The organism is Pantoea sp. UBA7232 (genome assembly GCF_002473195.1).
Lineage (GTDB): Bacteria > Pseudomonadota > Gammaproteobacteria > Enterobacterales > Enterobacteriaceae > Pantoea > Pantoea eucrina.
The window spans coordinates 56,742-76,083 of the sequence record NZ_DKTK01000007.1 but is presented as its reverse complement, the minus strand read 5'-3'; the positions used below and the strand labels follow the sequence as shown (position 1 = coordinate 76,083).

At 56.2% G+C, this 19,342-nt stretch carries 15 protein-coding genes; 11 read left to right on the top strand and 4 right to left on the bottom strand.

Annotated elements, in window-relative coordinates:
- Positions 1-242 precede the first annotated feature (242 nt).
- On the top strand, positions 243-1,733 hold the full coding sequence (locus tag B4056_RS07390; protein ID WP_288654272.1) for a M16 family metallopeptidase: 1,491 nt from the start codon (positions 243-245) through the stop codon (positions 1,731-1,733).
- A 41-nt stretch (positions 1,734-1,774) separates the two neighbouring features.
- On the opposite strand, the gene B4056_RS07385 is transcribed toward B4056_RS07390, so the two are convergent.
- Entirely contained in the window at positions 1,775-2,647 is an 873-nt protein-coding gene (locus B4056_RS07385) for an alpha/beta hydrolase (protein WP_288654270.1), read from the bottom strand.
- Between the two features lie 575 nt (positions 2,648-3,222).
- Here B4056_RS07385 and pdeH point away from each other — a divergent pair.
- The gene (pdeH, locus tag B4056_RS07380; protein WP_288654267.1) at positions 3,223-3,993 is read left to right on the top strand and encodes a cyclic-guanylate-specific phosphodiesterase; all 771 of its coding nucleotides are present in this window, start codon (positions 3,223-3,225) and stop codon (positions 3,991-3,993) included.
- A 59-nt stretch (positions 3,994-4,052) separates the two neighbouring features.
- Positions 4,053-6,113, top strand: a complete 2,061-nt coding sequence (locus B4056_RS07375) for an AsmA family protein (RefSeq protein ID WP_094111168.1) — start codon at positions 4,053-4,055, stop codon at positions 6,111-6,113.
- On the opposite strand, the gene ppiC is transcribed toward B4056_RS07375, so the two are convergent.
- Entirely contained in the window at positions 6,114-6,395 is a 282-nt protein-coding gene (gene ppiC / locus B4056_RS07370; RefSeq protein WP_039381691.1) for a peptidylprolyl isomerase PpiC, read from the bottom strand.
- 151 nt (positions 6,396-6,546) lie between these two features.
- Here ppiC and rep point away from each other — a divergent pair, with 151 nt between their 5' ends.
- Positions 6,547-8,565, top strand: a complete 2,019-nt coding sequence (gene rep / locus B4056_RS07365; protein ID WP_039385675.1) for a DNA helicase Rep — start codon at positions 6,547-6,549, stop codon at positions 8,563-8,565.
- Positions 8,566-8,582: 17 nt separating this feature from the next.
- Here the strand turns inward: rep and ppx are convergent, their stop codons facing one another.
- Both ppx and rhlB read right to left on the bottom strand, forming a co-directional pair.
- Positions 8,583-10,067: an exopolyphosphatase gene (gene ppx / locus B4056_RS07360; protein WP_094111167.1), complete on the bottom strand. Its 1,485-nt coding sequence runs from the start codon at positions 10,065-10,067 to the stop codon at positions 8,583-8,585.
- Positions 10,068-10,073: 6 nt separating this feature from the next.
- Positions 10,074-11,369, bottom strand: a complete 1,296-nt coding sequence (gene rhlB / locus B4056_RS07355) for an ATP-dependent RNA helicase RhlB (RefSeq protein ID WP_094111166.1) — start codon at positions 11,367-11,369, stop codon at positions 10,074-10,076.
- A gap of 116 nt (positions 11,370-11,485) precedes the next feature.
- Between rhlB and trxA the strand changes: the two genes are divergently transcribed.
- From trxA to rfbB, 7 genes are all read left to right on the top strand, one after another.
- Positions 11,486-11,818, top strand: coding sequence for a thioredoxin TrxA (trxA, locus tag B4056_RS07350; RefSeq protein ID WP_039381699.1), 333 nt, complete (start codon positions 11,486-11,488; stop codon positions 11,816-11,818).
- A 344-nt stretch (positions 11,819-12,162) separates the two neighbouring features.
- Entirely contained in the window at positions 12,163-13,422 is a 1,260-nt protein-coding gene (rho, locus tag B4056_RS07345; protein ID WP_039381703.1) for a transcription termination factor Rho, read from the top strand.
- 274 nt (positions 13,423-13,696) lie between these two features.
- Positions 13,697-14,773 carry a UDP-N-acetylglucosamine--undecaprenyl-phosphate N-acetylglucosaminephosphotransferase gene (gene wecA / locus B4056_RS07340; protein ID WP_071668220.1) on the top strand — a complete coding sequence of 359 codons (1,077 nt, stop codon included), beginning with the start codon at positions 13,697-13,699 and terminating at the stop codon, positions 14,771-14,773.
- Positions 14,774-14,806: 33 nt separating this feature from the next.
- Entirely contained in the window at positions 14,807-15,853 is a 1,047-nt protein-coding gene (wzzE, locus tag B4056_RS07335; protein ID WP_071668219.1) for an ECA polysaccharide chain length modulation protein, read from the top strand.
- Positions 15,854-15,863: 10 nt separating this feature from the next.
- A complete protein-coding gene (gene wecB / locus B4056_RS07330; RefSeq protein WP_039385676.1) occupies positions 15,864-16,988 on the top strand; it encodes a non-hydrolyzing UDP-N-acetylglucosamine 2-epimerase in 1,125 nt (374 codons plus the stop codon).
- A 2-nt stretch (positions 16,989-16,990) separates the two neighbouring features.
- Positions 16,991-18,250 (top strand): UDP-N-acetyl-D-mannosamine dehydrogenase, encoded by a 1,260-nt coding sequence (gene wecC, locus B4056_RS07325; RefSeq protein ID WP_288654262.1) that lies wholly within the window; start codon positions 16,991-16,993, stop codon positions 18,248-18,250.
- Positions 18,247-19,323 carry a dTDP-glucose 4,6-dehydratase gene (rfbB, locus tag B4056_RS07320; protein ID WP_104085860.1) on the top strand — a complete coding sequence of 359 codons (1,077 nt, stop codon included), beginning with the start codon at positions 18,247-18,249 and terminating at the stop codon, positions 19,321-19,323. Before wecC ends, rfbB begins: the two co-directional genes overlap by 4 nt.
- Positions 19,324-19,342: the final 19 nt, after the last annotated feature.

The following is a 19,342-nucleotide window of genomic DNA, read 5'->3' as shown; positions in this document are numbered from 1 at the left end:
GCAATTTGCGTTAATTTCCGATTAAATGCCCGCTGTCACTTGCCCTGACAGCGGGCATTTGCATAATAAACCCCGTTGATTTTTTTCCCGATTTTTTTCCTTGTTGCGCGACTTCCTGGCCATCCTGTGGTCAAAGGAACTGTCATTAAATAAACGCGGCGGCAATACGCCGCGCGGGCCGCTTTCCCGGTGGCCAGTCAGTCCGTGCTAACAAGCGTTTATCTGTTTGATTAGGGGTTCACATGCAGGGCACCAGAATTCGGCTTTTGGTTGGCGGCTTGCTGCTTGCAGCAACCGGTTTCGGCGCGCACGCCGAAACACTTCAGCCCGATCCCGCCTGGCAGGAGGGCAAACTGGACAACGGGTTCAGTTGGCAGCTGCTGACCACACCACAACGTCCCAGCGATCGCATTGAGCTTCGCCTGGTGGTTAATACCGGCTCGCTGGCGGAGAGCGCTCAGCAGACCGGCTTCAGTCATCTGTTACCGCGCCTGGCGATGGTGCATAACACCGCGCTGGATACCAATCAGCAGCGTGCACTGTGGCAGCAGGCGATGGATCCGCAGCGTCCGCTGCCGCCAGCGATCTCGTCATACGACTACACTCAGTACAACCTCAGTCTGCCCAACAACCGGCCAGAACTGCTTAAAGAAGCGTTAAACTGGCTGGCGGCGACCGCGGGTAAGATGAGCATTAATGAGCAGGTGGTCGCGACGGCATTAAGCGCGACCGATCCCATCGCCACCTGGCCATCTGACACGCAGGATGTCTGGTGGCGCTACCGCCTGAAAGGCTCAACCATGCTGGCGCACGACCCCGGTGAGCCACCGCGCGCGCCGGTCGATCCCGCGCAGCTGAACAGTTTTTATCAGCAGTGGTATACGCCAGATAATATGACGCTCTATGTGGTTGGTAATGTCGACAGCCGCACTATCATGGAGCAGATTGGCAAGACTTTCGCAACGCTGAAAGGAAAACGCGATACGCCGGCACCACTGCCCACGCTGTCGCCGCTGCCGCATCAGCCGGTCAATCTGGTAGATGGCTCTCTGGCACAGGATCGGCTGTCGCTGGTATGGGATACGTCGTGGCAACCGATTCGCGAATCGCAGTATCTGCAACGTTACTGGCAGAGCGATCTGGCGCGGGAAGCGCTGTTCTGGCACGTGCAGCGCGCGCTGGCAGATAATAAAGCGCAAAATGTGCAGGTCGGCTTTGACTGCCGCGTGCTTTATCAGCGCGCGCAGTGCTCCATCAATATGGAGAGTCCCAACGCGTCACTGCCACAAAACATGAATCAGATCGCTAAAGCGCTGGCCGTGGTTCGCGATAAAGGGCTGCCGCAGGATGAATTTGATGCGCTTATGGCGCAGAAGCTGCTGGAGCTGAATAAGCTGTTTACCACCTACGCCCGTACGGATACTGACATTCTGATGGGGCAGCGCCTGCGCTCGCAGCAGAATGCGGTAGTGGATATTGCTCCCGAGCAGTATCAGAAACTGCGCCAGTCTTTCCTGAGTGAGTTAACGCGTGAGCAGCTTAACCAGGAACTGCGCCAGCAGCTGACGCAGGAGCTGACTATGGTACTGATCCAGCCACAGGGCGAAGCAGAGACCAATGTGAAGATGTTGCAGGAGAGCTGGAACAAGGTGATGACGGTGCCTGATGCGCCCGCCGCACCGGCCCCGGACGAAAGCAGTAAAGCAGAAAACAGCACCGATCGGGGCGCATAAATGCGCCCCCTGTGATGAATTCCGCGCAGGGCGTAACAACGTCAGGTTTTCGCCCGCAGCCATTCGGTGACCAGCATCGGCCAGCTTGCCAGTGGCAGATCGGCTACGCCGCGGATACCGAAACCGTGCCCGCCTTTCTGATAAAAATGGATCTCGGCCGGAATTTTATGTTCACGCAGCGCGCTGAAGAACAGCATGCTGTGGTTAACGGAAACCGCTTCATCGTCAGCCGCATGGATCAGCAGGGCTGGCGGTGTTTGCGCGTGCACGCGCGTCTCCAGCGAATAGGCATTGATACTTTTCTGATCCGGCCAGGCGCCCAGCAGGCGCGTGCGTGAACTTTCGTGTGCCAGGCCGTCACGCATACTGATAATCGGGTAGATCAGCACCATAGCGTCGGGGCGCGGTGAGAGCGCATCGATACGATCCTGGACCGGATAGAGCTTCTCGTTAAACCGCGTTCCCAGCGAGGCCGCAACGTGGCCGCCTGCGGAAAAGCCCATCATCACAATGTACTTACCGTTTTTGCCCTGCTGCGCCCGTTCGCGCAGCACGCGGACCGCCCGCTGGGCATCGGCCAGCGGTGCATCCGCGCCTTCATGATGCCCGTCATAGGGCAGGCGATATGTCATTACGGCCAGCGTATAGCCCATCGAGGTAAAAAACGTGGCCAGCGCGCTCCCTTCACGATCGATTAGCACCCGCTGATAACCGCCGCCCGGTGCCACCAGCAGAGTGATCCCGTTGGAGGTTTCCGGATACCAGATAGCCATTTCCGGGCAGCGCACGCCGGTGGCTGCGCGATCGTAAGGCTCATACTCTTTAGCCAGGTCAACAATCTGCGGCTGAGCGCGGGAGTCACTGGCGCCTGGCGCATCACCGGATGGCCAGATATTGATAATTTCTGTGTGCATAAATCTGTCCTGAGCAGGGCGTATAGTCGTTGTTTTTCTGCGGCCGAAGGAACAGCGTCCTGCTGTTATTGATTAAAAGATGGTCTTCTTTTGCGTTGTCGTCCAGCCGAAAAAACGATAACCAGCGAGAATCAGACTATACCTGGCAGGCGGGAATTCTCTTTCAAGAGACTGAATTTAAACAGTTATGTTTAGCGAAGATAATAAGTGCACACTTCAGATAAAGTGCGAAAGATGGAAGAGGCGTACTAAGCGCAATGAACAGGATAAAACAGAGTAGTAAGTCAAACCAATCACGGGAAATTTCAGCAGAGAAATCCCTCCGGCTGCGCCTTTTTCCGAACCCTTCCGGCGGCCGGTTTTCTGGCGCGTCAGTTTGCCTTAAGTCTTTAAATCGCCCTCCGGCGACGATTTAGCAGACAAAGCATCCTCTGTTTCTGCGATTAAGGCAAAGGCGCGCTGTTAGACTCGACGCCCTATATGGCTGCACAAAGCAATAAAGTTATCCAGGAACCAGCCGATACTTGCCGCCGGGTTGCTTTCTGCTGGCACTCACCACCGATCAGGAAAAAACCATGGTGATGAAGAATTCCGGACACCGGCTGTCTGTTTCTCTTAAACATACGCAACCGGATATCGCATTTTTCCGGCAGCAGTGCCAGCGTACTTATACTTTTCAGCCTATTTATCAGATATCTGGCCGCCTGCTGGCGATTGAGCTGCTGACCGCCGTTACGTACGCGGCTATGCCGGAAAAGCGTCTTTCACCGGAAAGCTACTTTGCTGCGCTATCGACAGAGCAGCGGCTGGATGTGGTGCATGAACAACTCACTCTGCTGTTGACGTGGTCCCGCTTTTTTATCCGCCATCAGCTGGTGGCATCGGTCAATATTGACGGGCCGACGCTGCTGGCGATACAGCAGCATCCGGCCCTGCGACGGCTGATTGGCCAGCTGCCGTGGGTGCGCTTTGAACTCACTGAGCATCATGCGCTGCCGCAGGAGGAGATGGTGGCGCAGATGCCGGAGCTGGGGCCGCTATGGCTGGATGATTTTGGCTCCGGCATGGCAAATTTTTCTGCGCTGACCGAACTGCGCTATGACTACATCAAATTATCGCGTGAACTCTTTATGCTGCTGCGCGCGTCAGAAGAGGGGCGAGTCCTTTTCTCAACGCTGCTGACGCTTATTAATCGCTACTGCAATGGCGTAATAGTTGAGGGCGTGGAAACCGAAGAGGAGTGGCGCCAGGTACAATCCTCACCCGCTATTGCAGCTCAGGGATACTTTTTTTCCCGTCCGCTTCCTTTTAGTGAGCTGAGATCGCTGCCGTTGATGCTTCTCTGATGTTGTTACACCGCGTCTCGACTATCTTTAATGAGACGTGAGAACAAGGAGGAAAAAGCATGACTCGCACGGGAAAAGCTGCCAGCTGGGTGGCGGGCATTCTGCTGTTACTGATCGTGGTACTGGTTGTGGTGATTGCCACCTTTGACTGGAACCGCCTGAAACCAACCATTAATCAGAAAGTGTCAGCAGAGCTGAACCGTCCTTTCGCGATACGCGGCGACCTTGGCGTACACTGGGCGCGTAACCGCGCTGAGCCGGGCTGGCGCAGCTGGATCCCCTGGCCGCAGGTACACGCTGAAGATATCATGCTGGGCAATCCGCCCGACATTCCTGACGTGACTATGGTACACCTGCAGCGCGTTGATGCGACGCTGGCCCCCCTGGCGCTGCTGCACAAAGAGATCTACCTGCCCTGGATCAAGCTGCAGCAGCCCGACGCGCGTCTGATACAGCTCGCCAGCAAGAAGAATAACTGGACATTTACGCTCGCCAGTAGCGAAAACAGCGAGGCTGACGCCGCTCCCTCAGCCTGGTCATTCCGCATGGATAATATTCTGTTTGATCAGGGGCAGCTGCGCTACCGCGATGCGATCAACAAAGCGGATGTAACGGTGAATATCAACTCACTCGGTAAACCCGTGCCTTATGCTCAGGTTACCGGCGGCGATGATAAGCAGAAAGGCGCTGGCGATTTTGTTTTTGGCTGGCAGGCGAAAGGCACCTATAACCAGCAGCCGCTTTCCGGCGACGGCAGAATTGGCGGCATGCTCTCACTGCGCAGCAAAACCACGCCATTTCCGCTGCAGGCCGATCTGCGTAACGGCACCACGCGGGTAAGGCTGGAAGGCACGCTGCAGGATCCGCTGAACCTGGGCGGGCTGGATGTGCGCCTGCGATTTTCCGGCGATACGCTGGCCAATCTCTATGGCTTAACCGGCGTGCTGCTGCCTGATACCCCCCCTTATGAAACTGACGGTCATCTGACTGCCCGCTTTAATGACGCCAAAGGCGCGCTGTTCCGCTATGAAAAGTTTAATGGCCATATCGGTGACAGTGATATCCATGGATCGCTCACCTATCGTCAGGGCAAACCCCGGCCGAAGCTGAGCGGCGAACTCACTTCCCGTCAATTGCGCATGGCCGATCTCGGCCCGCTGATTGGCGTTGATTCCGGTAAAGGGAGTGAGAAAACGGCGCGGGCGAAGGCGCAGCGTGGTGAAGCCGCCACGCAGCCTGCCGATCGCGTGCTGCCTTACGATAAGTTTGAAACCAAAAGCTGGGATGCGATGGATGCCGACGTGAAGTTTAGCGGCAAGCGCATTGAGCACAGCAGCAAGCTGCCGCTCAGCGACCTCTATACGCATCTGACGCTGGAAAAAGGCGATCTGCTGCTTGATCCGCTGCGCTTCGGCATGGCCGGCGGCAATATCAATACCACTATCCGGCTTGAGGGCAGCCGTTCACCGATGCGCGGCCGCGCCGATCTGCACGCGCGCAAACTGCAGCTGCGCCAGCTGTTTCCTGATGTAACCGCCATGCAGCGCAGCCTGGGCCAGCTCAACGGAGACGCAACGCTAAGCGGTACCGGCAATTCGGTTGCCGCACTGCTGGGCAGCAGCAACGGTCAGCTGCGCCTGCTGATGAACAATGGCCTCATCAGCCGCAGCCTGATGGAAATTGCCGGGCTTAACGTCGGAAACTACGTGGTGGGTAAACTGTTTGGTGATGATGAAGTGCGCATCAACTGTGCCGCCACCGATCTGACGCTGCGCCAGGGCGTCGCAACGCCGCGCCTGTTCGTGTTTGATACCGAAAATGCGGTAATCAACGTCACCGGCAACGTTAACTTTGCCAGCGAGCGACTCGATCTGACGGTAAATCCGGAGAGCAAAGGCATTCGCATTATTACGCTGCGTTCTCCGCTCTACGTGCGCGGAACCTTTAAAAATCCGGATGCCGGGGTTAAAACCGGGCCGCTTATTGCACGCGGGGCGGCGGCCGTAGCGCTGGGGGCGGTTGTGGCACCGGCTGCCGCGCTGCTGGCGCTGATTTCACCCAGCGACACCGACGCTAATCAGTGCAGCAATGTGCTGCAGCAGATGAAGAGCCAGAAGTGATTAACTGCGCCATAGCACCTTAATGATGTGGTAACCAAACGCGGTTTTTACCGGTCCGTAAGGCTTCAGCAGCGGGCAGGTAAAAACCGCTTTATCAAAAGCCGGCACCATCTGTCCCTGACGAAACTCGCCCAAATCACCGCCGTTGCGTCCGGACGGGCAGGTTGAATGTTTTTTTGCCAGCTGCTGAAAGTTGCCTCCTTTCTCCAGCTGCGCCAGCAGGGCTTTCGCCTGCGCTTCCTCTTTCACAAGGATATGTAAAGCTGCTGCGGTTTTCGCCATGGTGCTCTCCTGTTATGTATAATGTGCGGCGCATTATAGCGTAGTGCGCGTCAGTTGCAGGGGCGCCATTGATGGCGACCTTTGCGTTCAGGTACGCACCCTGCGACGCGATGTAATTCCTCCTGTCTGATTCAATCGAGTGATATTTTTTATGCGTTTAAACCCCGGCCAACAACGTGCTGTCGAATTTGTCACCGGCCCCTGCCTGGTGCTGGCGGGGGCGGGGTCCGGTAAAACCCGCGTCATTACCAATAAAATCGCTCACCTGATCCGCGAATGCGGCTATCAGGCGCGCCACATTGCTGCGGTGACGTTTACCAATAAGGCGTCGCGCGAAATGAAAGAGCGCGTGGCGCAAACGCTGGGACGCAAAGAGGCGCGCGGCCTGATGATTTCAACCTTTCATACGCTGGGGCTGGAGATTATCAAGCGTGAATATGCCGCGCTGGGGATGAAATCGAGCTTTTCGCTGTTTGACGACCAGGATCAGCTGGCGCTGCTGAAAGAGCTGACCAGCCAGTGGCTGGAAGAGGATAAAACACAGCTGCAGCAGCTGATTGCCACGATCTCTAACTGGAAAAACGATCTGATCGATCCGCAGGGTGCGGCAGCAATAGCAAAATCCCAGCGTGACCAGATATTTGCGCACTGCTATCAGCTCTATGATCGGCATCTCAAATCGTGCAACGTGCTCGATTTTGACGATCTCATCCTGCTGCCCACGCTGCTGCTGCAGCGTAATGAGGCGGTACGCGAACGCTGGCAGCAGCGTATTCGCTATCTGCTGGTGGATGAGTATCAGGATACCAACACCAGCCAGTATGAGCTGGTAAAACTGCTGGTCGGCGCGCGCGCGCGATTTACCGTGGTGGGCGATGACGACCAGTCTATCTACTCCTGGCGCGGGGCGCGTCCGCAAAACCTGGTGCTGCTGAAAGAGGACTTTCCGGCGCTGGAGGTCGTGAAGCTGGAGCAGAACTATCGCTCCACGCAGCGTATTCTCAAAGCGGCTAATATATTGATCGCCAATAACCCGCACGTGTTTGAAAAGCGTCTCTTTTCTGAACTGGGGTCAGGCGAATCGCTGAAGGTGCTGAGCGCGAATAATGAAGACCACGAAGCGGAGCGCGTAACCGGCGAGCTGATCGCACATCACTTTATCAACCGCACCCAGTATAAAGATTACGCCATTCTCTATCGCGGCAATCATCAGTCGCGCGTGTTTGAAAAGCTGCTGATGCAGAACCGCATTCCCTACCGTATTTCCGGCGGCACTTCGTTCTTTTCACGCCCGGAGATCAAGGATCTGCTGGCCTATCTGCGCGTGCTGACTAATCAGGATGACGACAGCGCGTTTCTGCGCATCGTAAATACGCCGCGTCGCGAAATCGGCCCGGCCACGCTGCAGAAGCTGGGTGAGTGGGCCACGCTGCGTAATAAGAGCCTGTTTAATGCCAGTTTTGACATGGGGCTGGCTCAGACGCTAAGCGGGCGCGGTCTGGAGCATCTGCAGCGTTTTACCCACTGGCTGAATGAGATTGTGCAGCTGACTGAACGGGAGCCGATCAGCGCGGTGCGCGATCTGATCCGCGGTATCGACTATCAGAGCTGGCTGTTTGAGACTTCCGGCAGTCCGAAAGCCGCAGAGATGCGGATGAAAAACGTCAATACGCTGTTCCAGTGGATGACGGAAATGCTTGAAGGTGATGAGCTGAATGAGCCCATGACGCTGGCACAGGTTGTCACGCGCTTTACCCTGCGCGATATGATGGAGCGGGGAGAGAGTGATGAAGATCTCGACCAGGTTCAGCTGATGACGCTGCACGCATCAAAAGGGCTGGAATTTCCCTATGTCTACCTGGTCGGCATGGAAGAAGGTCTGTTGCCGCATCAGAGCAGCATTGATGAGAACAACATCGAAGAGGAGCGGCGTCTCGCCTATGTGGGCATTACGCGCGCACAGAAAGAGCTGACCTTTACGCTCTGCCGGGAGCGTCGCCAGTATGGTGAGCTGATTCGTCCTGAACCCAGCCGTTTTTTGCTGGAACTGCCGCAGGATGACGTCGAGTGGGAGCGTGAGAAAAAAGTGGTAAGCGCAGAAGAGCGCGTTAAAACCGGGCAAACCCGGGTGGCCGGGTTGCGGGCAATGCTGGCGAATGCAAAAAAGTAGTGGCAGCCGTCACGTCATCAGGAGAAGGTCAGGAGCCAGTGAACGTAGGACTGAAAGTGGCTCTCCTGCTCCAGCAGCTCGGCGCGCAGCGGATGCGCCTCCAGCCAGCCCGCCGGCAGCGTAAGGTGCAGCGCATCCTCTTCTGCCAGTAAGCGTACCGCCGGGAGCGTATCGTCACGGCGACGCGTGGAGAAGATAATCGCCAGGCGCAGCAGGCGGCTCAGGCGTTCTGCCGTACGCGGCGGCACGGCATTTTGCTGGGCCAGCAGAGCCAGATCGATACTGCCACTCTGGTTCTGCAGCAAACAGGCGAGCACTTTTTTCTGCGCGGGCGTAAAGCCAGGAAGGTCGAGATGGCGGATCAGATAGGCGGCGTGCCGGGGAGCCTGACGAAAATCGACGCTCAGGCCAATTTCATGTACGGCACAGGCGCTTAACAGCAGATCGCGACAGCGCTGGTCAAGCTTCCAGCTCTGGCTGACCTGACGAAAAAAACGTTCAGCCAGCTGCTGCACCCGGTCAGCCTGTTCCACATCGATAGAAAAACGGCGCTGCACATTATGCAGCGTACGGCTGCGGATATCGCGATTGACCGGCAGATGGAGCATGCCATACACCAGACCTTCACGCAGCGCGCCGCCTGCCAGCGTCATGCTATCAATATTCAGTTCGTTGAAAATGGCGATGAGAATCGACAAACCGCTGGGAAAGACCAGCGCACGCTCCAGCGTCAGCCCTTCAATTTCCAGCTCTTCCAGCTTGCCGCACTGAATAGCGCGCTGCTTCAGCTGCTGCAGTTTACTCAGGGTGATACGCTCATCCATCCCCTGCGCCACCATGATCTCCTGCAGAGCCTGAACCGTACCGGATGCACCGACGCAGACCTGCCATCCTTTCTCACGCAGCGCCGCTACCACGGGTTGCAGCATGTCGCGCGCCGCCTGTTCTGCCCGGTCAAAATTGTCCTGCGTCAGATGGCGATTGCTGAAAAAACGCTCCAGCCAGGTGACGCAGCCCATTGAAAGGCTGAACAGCGTGGTTGCGTGCGAACCTTCACCGGTAACCAGTTCGGTGCTGCCGCCGCCAATATCGACTACCAGACGCTGGTCGGAGCCGCCGGTCGTATGGGCCACGCCCTGATAGATCAGGCGCGCTTCTTCCTCACCGCTGATAACATTGACCGGACAGCCCAGGATCGCTTCAGCGGTGGTCAGAAAGTCTGGCGCGTTGCGTGCGATGCGCAGCGTGGCGGTCGCCACCACGCGGATCTGCTCTGGCGGGATATCCTGCAGCTGTTCCGAAAACAGCTTCAGGCACTGCCAGCCGCGCTGCATCGCCTCAGCAGAGAGTTCGCTGTCAGCATTAAGTCCTGCTGCCAGCCGGACTTTGCGCTTGATGCGCGCCACGGTCTGAATAGTGCCGGAAACTTCACGCACCACCAGCATATGAAAGCTGTTAGACCCGAGGTCGATCGCTGCATAGAGTGATGATGCGCTTAGCATGTGGGATTAACCTGGGCGTTTACGGTTATGGTTACGGGGCGCGCTGCTCCGGCGATTACTGTTATTGCCGCCGCGACGCTGACCGTTGCCGGTGCGGTTGCGCTGCAGACGTTTTGCCGGTGGCAGATCGCTGAGCAGCGCATCGCTGTTGTATTTGCTGACCGGAATGCCGTGACCGATATACTCCTCAATCGCGGGCAGATTCAGCGCATACTCTTCACACGCGAGGCTGATAGAGTGTCCGCTGGCGCCGGCACGGCCGGTACGACCAATACGGTGAACGTAATCTTCGCGATCGTCCGGCAGATCGTAGTTAAAGACGTGCGTTACGGCCGGAATATGCAGACCGCGCGCCGCAACATCCGTTGCTACCAGAATATCCACGTCGCCTTTGGTGAAATCATCGAGAATGCGCAGGCGCTTTTTCTGCGGGACATCACCGGTCAGCAGACCGACGCGATGACCGTCGGCGGCCAGATGGCCCCAGATATCTTCACAGCGATACTTGGTGTTAGCAAAGATGATGGCGCGATCGGGCCACTCTTCTTCGATCAGCGTCTGCAGCAGACGCATCTTCTCTTCATTGGATGGATAGAAGAGCTCTTCTTTGATGCGGTGGCCGGTTTTCTGTTCCGGTTCCACTTCGACATATTCCGCGTTGTTCATATGCTCAAACGCCAGTTCCCGGACGCGGTAAGAGAGCGTTGCGGAAAACAGCATGCTCAGACGCTGCGTGGCAGGCGGCATGCGGCGGAATAGCCAGCGAATATCTTTAATAAAGCCGAGATCGAACATGCGATCGGCTTCGTCCAGCACCACAACCTGAATAGCGCCCAGATTCACATGGTTCTGTTTTGCGTAATCAATCAGACGTCCGGTAGTGCCCACCAGGATGTCGACACCGTCAGCGAGCACTTTAAGCTGCTTGTCATAGCCGTCGCCGCCGTAAGCCAGACCCATTTTCAGGCCGGTTGCTTTAGCCAGCGGCTCCGCATCGGCGTGAATCTGTACGGCCAGCTCGCGCGTAGGGGCCATGATCAGCGCACGTGGCTGATTAACCTGGCGCCCTTCAGCTGCAGGGTGAGAAAGAAGATAATGAAACGTTGACGTCAGAAACGCCATCGTTTTGCCGGTACCGGTTTGCGCCTGACCCGCAACATCACGCCCTGAAAGCGCAAAAGGCAGTGCGAGCGCCTGAATAGGCGTGCAATGCTGAAAGCCTTTAGTATCAAGGGCTTCCACGACCTGAGGGTGCAGGGCGAAGTCGGAAAACTTCTGTTCGGTTAAGTGTGTTTTGCTCATAGTGTGGTAGAATATCAGCTTACTATCGCTTTACGAAAGCGTATCCGATGAAATAAAGTTAACCAACGTTGGTATATTTTACGCCAATTCGCCAGGCATAATCTTTGGAGTTAAACATGAGCAGCGATAAAATCGTTCACCTCACCGATGACAGTTTCGATACTGACGTGCTGAAAGCCGAGGGTGTTACCCTGGTTGACTTCTGGGCTGAATGGTGTGGTCCTTGCAAAATGATCGCCCCGATCCTCGATGAAGTTGCTGAAGAGTACGACGGTAAGCTTACCATCGCCAAGCTGAACATTGATGAGAACCCAGGTACCGCGCCAAAATATGGCATCCGTGGTATTCCGACCCTGCTGCTGTTTAAAAACGGCGAAGTGGCGGCAACTAAAGTGGGTGCGCTGTCTAAAGGCCAGCTGAAAGAGTTCCTGAACGCCAATCTGGCGTAAGCGCAACGCGCTCTGTTCCGCAGTGGTGAATTTTTTCGCCACTGCTGGACGCCGCTGGTCAGGCGTGCTAATTTGACGATACTGCATTACGCACTTACCTTTGTAGTTTGCATCTAAAGATTTCTCTTGTCAGACCCCGCTCGAGTTGAACGTTTTTGTGGTTTGGCAATCTGACGGCTAGCATACCCGGCATCATCTTTCGACCGTCTCTCGCTTCCTATCGCTCTATCAGACGATACCCGCCGAGCAGTGTTGAAAAAGAGCCATTAACAGGCATGGAATTTTTGCCATACCATTCACGACAATCATTTCGAGAATTACCCCGAGTTTAAGAACCCATCACTATGAATCTTACCGAATTAAAGAATACGCCGGTTTCTGAGCTGATTACTCTCGGCGAAAATATGGGGCTGGAAAACCTGGCGCGCATGCGCAAACAGGACATTATTTTCGCCATCCTCAAACAACATGCGAAGAGCGGCGAAGACATCTTTGGTGATGGCGTGCTGGAGATATTGCAGGACGGATTTGGATTCCTCCGTTCCGGAGACAGCTCCTACCTCGCCGGTCCTGACGATATCTATGTTTCCCCCAGCCAGATTCGTCGTTTTAATCTGCGTACCGGCGACACCATTTCCGGTAAAATCCGTCCGCCAAAAGAGGGTGAGCGCTATTTTGCCCTGCTGAAAGTTAACGAAGTTAACTACGACAAGCCGGAAAACGCCCGCAGTAAGATTCTGTTCGAAAACCTCACGCCGCTGCACGCTAACAGTCGTCTGCGTATGGAGCGGGGTAATGGCTCAACTGAAGACTTAACCGCTCGCGTGCTGGATCTGGCGTCGCCAATTGGCCGCGGCCAGCGTGGCCTGATTGTGGCACCGCCAAAAGCGGGTAAAACCATGCTGCTGCAGAACATTGCGCAGAGCATTGCGTATAATCATCCGGATTGCGTCCTGATGGTGCTGCTGATTGACGAGCGCCCGGAAGAAGTGACCGAGATGCAGCGTCTGGTTAAAGGTGAAGTTATCGCCTCTACCTTCGATGAGCCTGCATCCCGCCACGTGCAGGTTGCTGAAATGGTCATCGAAAAGGCCAAGCGCCTGGTCGAGCATAAAAAAGATGTCATCATCCTGCTCGACTCAATCACCCGTCTGGCGCGTGCGTATAACACCGTGGTTCCTGCCTCAGGTAAAGTCCTGACCGGTGGTGTTGATGCCAACGCCCTGCATCGTCCGAAGCGTTTCTTCGGTGCAGCACGTAACGTGGAAGAGGGCGGTAGCCTGACTATCATCGCCACAGCGCTGGTTGATACCGGTTCGAAAATGGATGAAGTCATTTACGAAGAGTTTAAAGGTACAGGTAACATGGAACTGCACCTGTCGCGTAAGATTGCGGAAAAACGCGTCTTCCCGGCAATTGACTACAACCGTTCAGGTACCCGTAAAGAAGAGCTGCTCACCTCTCAGGAAGAGCTGCAGAAGATGTGGATCCTGCGCAAAATTATTCACCCGATGGGCGAGATTGACGCGATGGAGTTCCTCATCAACAAGCTGGCGATGACCAAAACCAACGATGAATTCTTCGACATGATGAAGCGTTCATAAGCGGTTAAAAGCGAAACAATGATATTGTTACGCAGGTAATAAATCGGCATTATTTCTGTTAAACGCCACGGCTTATCGTGGCGTTTTTTATTTGTGCGCATTAGGATTAGGCGAGTCAGAAAAGTTTTAGAATGACGCAAGCAGAAAGGCGGCGATTTTTTCAGCAACCGCGCGCGCTGCGGCCTGGTCAGACAGGGATATACAGCAATAACCGGGATTTTGCTTATTGTTGTCCACGATTTTAGCTGAGAGCGTTAATGTGAATTTACTCACTATGGGTGCAGAGCTGGGTTTAACTTTTCTCTTCTCTCTGGCATTCCTTTTTATGGCCCGTAAGGTCGCAAAAAAAATCGGATTAGTTGATAAGCCTAATGCAAGGAAAAAGCATCAGGGCGTTATCCCTCTCGTTGGCGGTATTTCCGTTTACGCTGGCGTTTGCTTCGCTTTCCTTATTACGCAGTCCTATATGCCGAACGGCCTGCTCTATCTCTTCTGTGCCGGCGTGCTGGTGCTGGTCGGCGCACTCGACGATCGCTTTGATATCAGCGTAAAGTTTCGCGCCTGTATGCAGGCGATTATCGCCGTTGTCATGATGTATGGCGCCAAGCTCTATTTGCTGAGTCTCGGTTTTATTGTGGGTCCGGTGGAGATTGTCGTCGGTCCCTTTGGCTACGTATTAACGCTGTTCGCCGTCTGGGCGGCAATTAATGCGTTTAACATGGTCGACGGTATCGATGGTCTGCTGGGCGGACTCTCCTGCGTAACGTTCGGTGCAATGGGGATCATTCTCTATTTTGACGGCATGACCAGCCTGGCAATGTGGTGTTTTGCCATGATCGCCGCCACTATTCCCTATATTTTGCTGAACCTCGGTTTTCTGGGCAAACGCTATAAAGTGTTTATGGGTGATGCCGGCAGCACCATGATCGGTTTCACCATTATCTGGATCCTGCTGGAAACGACACAGGGCCTGAGCCATCCTATTACGCCGGTAACAGCGCTGTGGCTGATCGCCATCCCGCTGATGGATATGGTGGCTATCATGTATCGCCGGCTGCGCAAGGGCATGAGTCCATTCTCAGCCGACAGGCAACATATTCACCACCTCATCATGCGTGCCGGTTTCTCGTCACGTCAGGCTTTTTTACTGATCACGCTGGCGGCGGCGCTGCTGGCAGGCATCGGCGTGCTCGGCGAATATCTGGCGTTCATACCTGAGTGGGTCATGCTGGTGCTCTTCCTGGTAGCATTTCTGCTCTATGGCTACTGCATTAAACACGCGTGGCGTATGGCACGAATGATTCGCCGTCTCAAGCGCAGATGGAATCAAGCGCATATCAATAAAACATGACCTGGATAAGCATCAGATAAGGACACCGCTGTTATGAACTCTGTTGTGGAGAACGAACTGGATATTCGCGGCCTGGGCTGCACGCTGTGGCGCGGTAAACGCTGGATAGCGGGCTGCGCTGTTCTGTTTGCCCTGCTGGCCTGGCTCGCTTCAATGCTGATGAAGCAGGCGTGGAGCACCACGGCAGTCACCGACAGGCCTACGGTTAACATGCTGGGCGACTACTATGTACAGCAGCAGTTTCTGAACAACCTCGATATCCACAGCAATACGCTGAGCCTGAATAATCCGGCCCCTACCGTAATGGATGAGGTCTATCAGGAGTTCACCATGCAGCTCGCTTCATGGGATACGCGGCGCGATTTCTGGCAGCAGACCGACTATTTTAAAAGCCGTAAAAGTGGTAATGCGCATAATGATGCGGCCTTGCTGGACGATATGATCACCAACATCCAGTTTATGCCGGCAGATAGTGCGCACAACACGCTTGATACGGTGCGGCTGGTGGCAGAAACCGCCGGTGATGCTAACAATCTTCTGCGTCAGTATATTGCTTACGCCAGCGAGCGTGCGGCACGCCATCTGAATGAAGAGCTGAAAGGCGCATGGCAGGCGCGTAACGTGCAGCTGCAGTCGCAGGTTGACCGGCAGCAGGCGGTGGCGCAGGCGGTGTACGATCGCCAGCGTCAGCGCATTGAGCAGGCGCTGAAGCTCGCCAGTCAGCAGGGTATTACCGATAACCGTGCGCCTGCTGCAGGTGAGAGCCTGCCAGAGAGCGATCGCTTTTTACTGGGCCAGCAGCGGCTACAGGCGCAGCTCGATATGCTGCAGGCCAGCGGCCCCGCCTACGATTTGAGCTATGATCAAAACAGGGCGATGCTGAGCACGTTACAGGCTGGCCCACGCCTTGATAAACAGTTCCAGACTTACCGCTACCTGCGCACGCCGGAAGAGCCCGTTTCACGCGACAGCCCGCGCCGTCTGTTTATGATGGTGATGTGGGGAGCGATCGGGGCGCTGGTCGGAGCGGGTGTGGCGCTGGTGCGCCGGCCGCGCGCGTTATCAGCTATTCGCCAATAAGAGAATCAGCGTGAAAGTACTGACTGTATTTGGCACCCGTCCTGAAGCCATCAAAATGGCGCCGCTGGTGCAGGCACTGGCGCAGGATGCTGCGTTTGAATCCCGCCTGTGCGTCACCGCACAGCACCGTGAAATGCTCGATCAGGTGCTGCATCTGTTTCAGCTGCAGCCCGATTACGATTTAAATATCATGCGCCCGGAGCAGGGGCTGACCGAGATTACCTGCCGTATTCTGCAGGGCATGAAAACCGTTTTAGCCGATTTTAAACCTGATGTGGTGCTGGTGCACGGTGATACCACCACCACGCTGGCGGCCAGCCTGGCGGCCTTTTATCAGCAGATCCCGGTGGGGCACGTCGAGGCTGGTTTACGCACCGGTAATCTGATGTCGCCCTGGCCGGAGGAGGCTAACCGCACGCTCACAGGCCATCTGGCAAGCTATCACTTCACGCCGACCACCACATCACGGCAGAACCTGCTGCGGGAAAACCTGCCTGATGCGCGTATCTTTGTCACCGGCAATACGGTAATCGACGCGCTGCTGTGGGTGCGCGATCGCGTGCTGACCAACGCCGATCTCAATGCCCGCCTGGCGGCGCACTATCCGTTTCTGGAATCGGACAAAAAGCTGATCCTGGTTACCGGTCACCGGCGCGAAAGTTTTGGTAAGGGCTTTGAGCGTATCTGCAGTGCGCTGGCGCAGATTGCGCGCCTTCATCCGCAGGCGCAGATCGTCTATCCGGTGCATCTCAATCCCAACGTCAGCGAGCCGGTTAACCGGATACTTAGCGGTATCGACAATATTATTCTGATCGAACCGCAGGAGTATCTGCCGTTTGTCTGGTTGATGAACCGTGCCTGGCTGATCCTCACCGATTCCGGCGGAATTCAGGAAGAGGCGCCGTCGCTGGGGAAACCGGTGCTGGTGATGCGCGATACCACGGAGCGGCCGGAAGCGGTCGCGGCAGGGACGGTAAAACTGGTTGGCACCGATGTCGATACCATTGTCGCTGAAGTCACCCTGCTGCTGCAGGACGAAGAGGCGTGGCAGAGTATGAGCCGGGCACACAACCCTTATGGCGACGGCCACGCCTGCGCACGCATTCTGCAGGCGCTGAACAACAACAGAGTTTAATTATGTCTTTTAATACCATTTCCGTGATCGGACTGGGTTACATCGGGCTGCCAACGGCAGCCGTTTTCGCTTCAAGGGGAAAGCAGGTCGTGGGCGTGGATGTCAATCTGCGCGCCGTTGAAACCATTAACCGGGGGGAAATCCACATCGTGGAGCCCGATCTCGGCGAGGTGGTCCGGCAGGCGGTGCAGCAGGGGCAGCTGCGCGCCACCACGACGGCAGAACCGGCAGATGCGTTTCTGATCGCTGTCCCCACGCCCTTTATGAACGATCATCAGCCAGACCTGAGCTTTGTCCGCGCGGCCGCGCTGTCGCTGGCACCGGTACTGAAAACAGGCGATCTGGTGATTCTGGAGTCGACTTCGCCGGTCGGCGCCACAGAGCAGATGGCGGAATGGCTGGCCGAGGCGCGTCCCGATCTGCGTTTTCCTCAGCATGAGGGCGAGAGCGATATCTTTATCGCCTACTGTCCGGAGCGGGTGCTGCCCGGCAAGGTGATGACCGAACTGCTGGAGAACGATCGCGTGATTGGCGGCATGACGCCCGCCTGTTCGGCGCGTGCCAGCGAGCTGTACCGTATTTTCCTGCGCGGAGCCTGCGTTGAAACCAACGCGCGTACGGCGGAGATGTGCAAGCTGACGGAAAACAGCTTCCGCGATGTCAATATCGCTTTTGCTAATGAGCTGTCGCTGATCTGCGCCGATCAGAAGATCAACGTCTGGGAGCTGATTGCGCTGGCGAACCGGCATCCGCGCGTCAATATTCTGCAGCCCGGACCGGGCGTGGGCGGACACTGTATTGCCGTCGACCCGTGGTTTATTGTGGCGCAGAACCCGCAGCAGGCGCGGCTGATTCGCACCGCGCGTGAAGTGAATGATGCCAAACCTGGCTGGGTACTGGAGCAGGTAAAACAGGCGCTGGCGGAGTGCGCGACGCAGAGCGATAAGCGCGCCAGCGAGATCGCTATTGCCTGTTTCGGGCTGGCGTTTAAGCCCGATATCGACGATCTGCGTGAGAGCCCGGCGATGGCGGTCGCGCAGCGCATTGCGGCGTGGCACAGCGGAGAGACCTGGGTTGTCGAGCCGCACGTTACGTCGATTCCTGACCGGCTGGGGCAGGACGCCTCGCTGGTATCCGTGGAGCAGGCGCTACAGCAGGCTGACATTCTGGTGATGCTGGTTGATCATGCACAGTTCCGGGCCATTGACGCTGCGCAGATTGCCCAGCCGTGGATTGTCGATACCAAAGGGGTATGGCGATGAAACGCTTTCTGATCACCGGCGGCGCGGGATTTATAGGCTCAGCGCTGGTGCGCTTTCTGATTGAAAGCACGGAGCATCAGGTCGTGGTGGTGGATAAGCTAAGCTACGCCGGCAATCTGGCGTCACTGGCGGGCGTGCAGCAGCATCCGCGTTTTGCCTTTGAACAGGTTGATATCTGTAACCGGCCGGAGCTTGATCGGGTGCTGGCGCAGTATCAGCCCGACTGCGTAATGCATCTGGCAGCAGAAAGCCACGTCGACCGCTCGATTGATGGGCCATTTGCCTTTATCGAAACTAATATTGTCGGCACTTATCATCTGCTGGAAGCGGTACGCCACTACTGGCAGGCGATGGAGAGCACGCGCAAAGCTGGCTTCCTGCTGCACCATATTTCCACAGACGAAGTCTTTGGCGATCTGCACGGTACGGATGATTTTTTCACCGAAACCACGCCGTATGCGCCGAGCAGCCCCTACTCCGCATCAAAAGCCAGCAGCGATCATCTGATGCGTGCCTGGATGCGAACGTATGGACTGCCGGTGATCGTCACCAACTGCTCCAATAATTATGGCCCGTGCCATTTTCCGGAGAAGCTGATCCCGCTGACTATCATCAATGCGCTGGCGGGCAAGGCGCTGCCGGTCTACGGCAACGGCAGCCAGATCCGCGACTGGCTCTATGTGGAAGATCATGCGCGCGCGCTCTATACCGTTGTCAGTCACGGCAAAGCAGGAGAGACCTACAATATTGGCGGGCATAATGAGCGACGTAATCTTGAGGTAGTGCACGCCCTGTGCGATCTGCTGGATGAGCTTGCCGCCGGGCAGCGTCCTGCGGCGATTAACAGCTACCGCGAGCTGATCGCCTTTGTTAGCGACCGTCCCGGACACGATCTGCGTTACGCCATCGATGCCAGCAAAATTGCCCGCGAGCTGGGCTGGACGCCACAGGAAACCTTTGAGAGCGGCATACGTAAAACGGTGGAGTGGTATCTGGCCAACCCGCAGTGGTGGCAGGCTATTCTCAACGGCAGCTATCGCGCTGAACGCCTCGGCTTAACCGCATCGCGCTGAAGCAGAGCCAGAAGGAGCA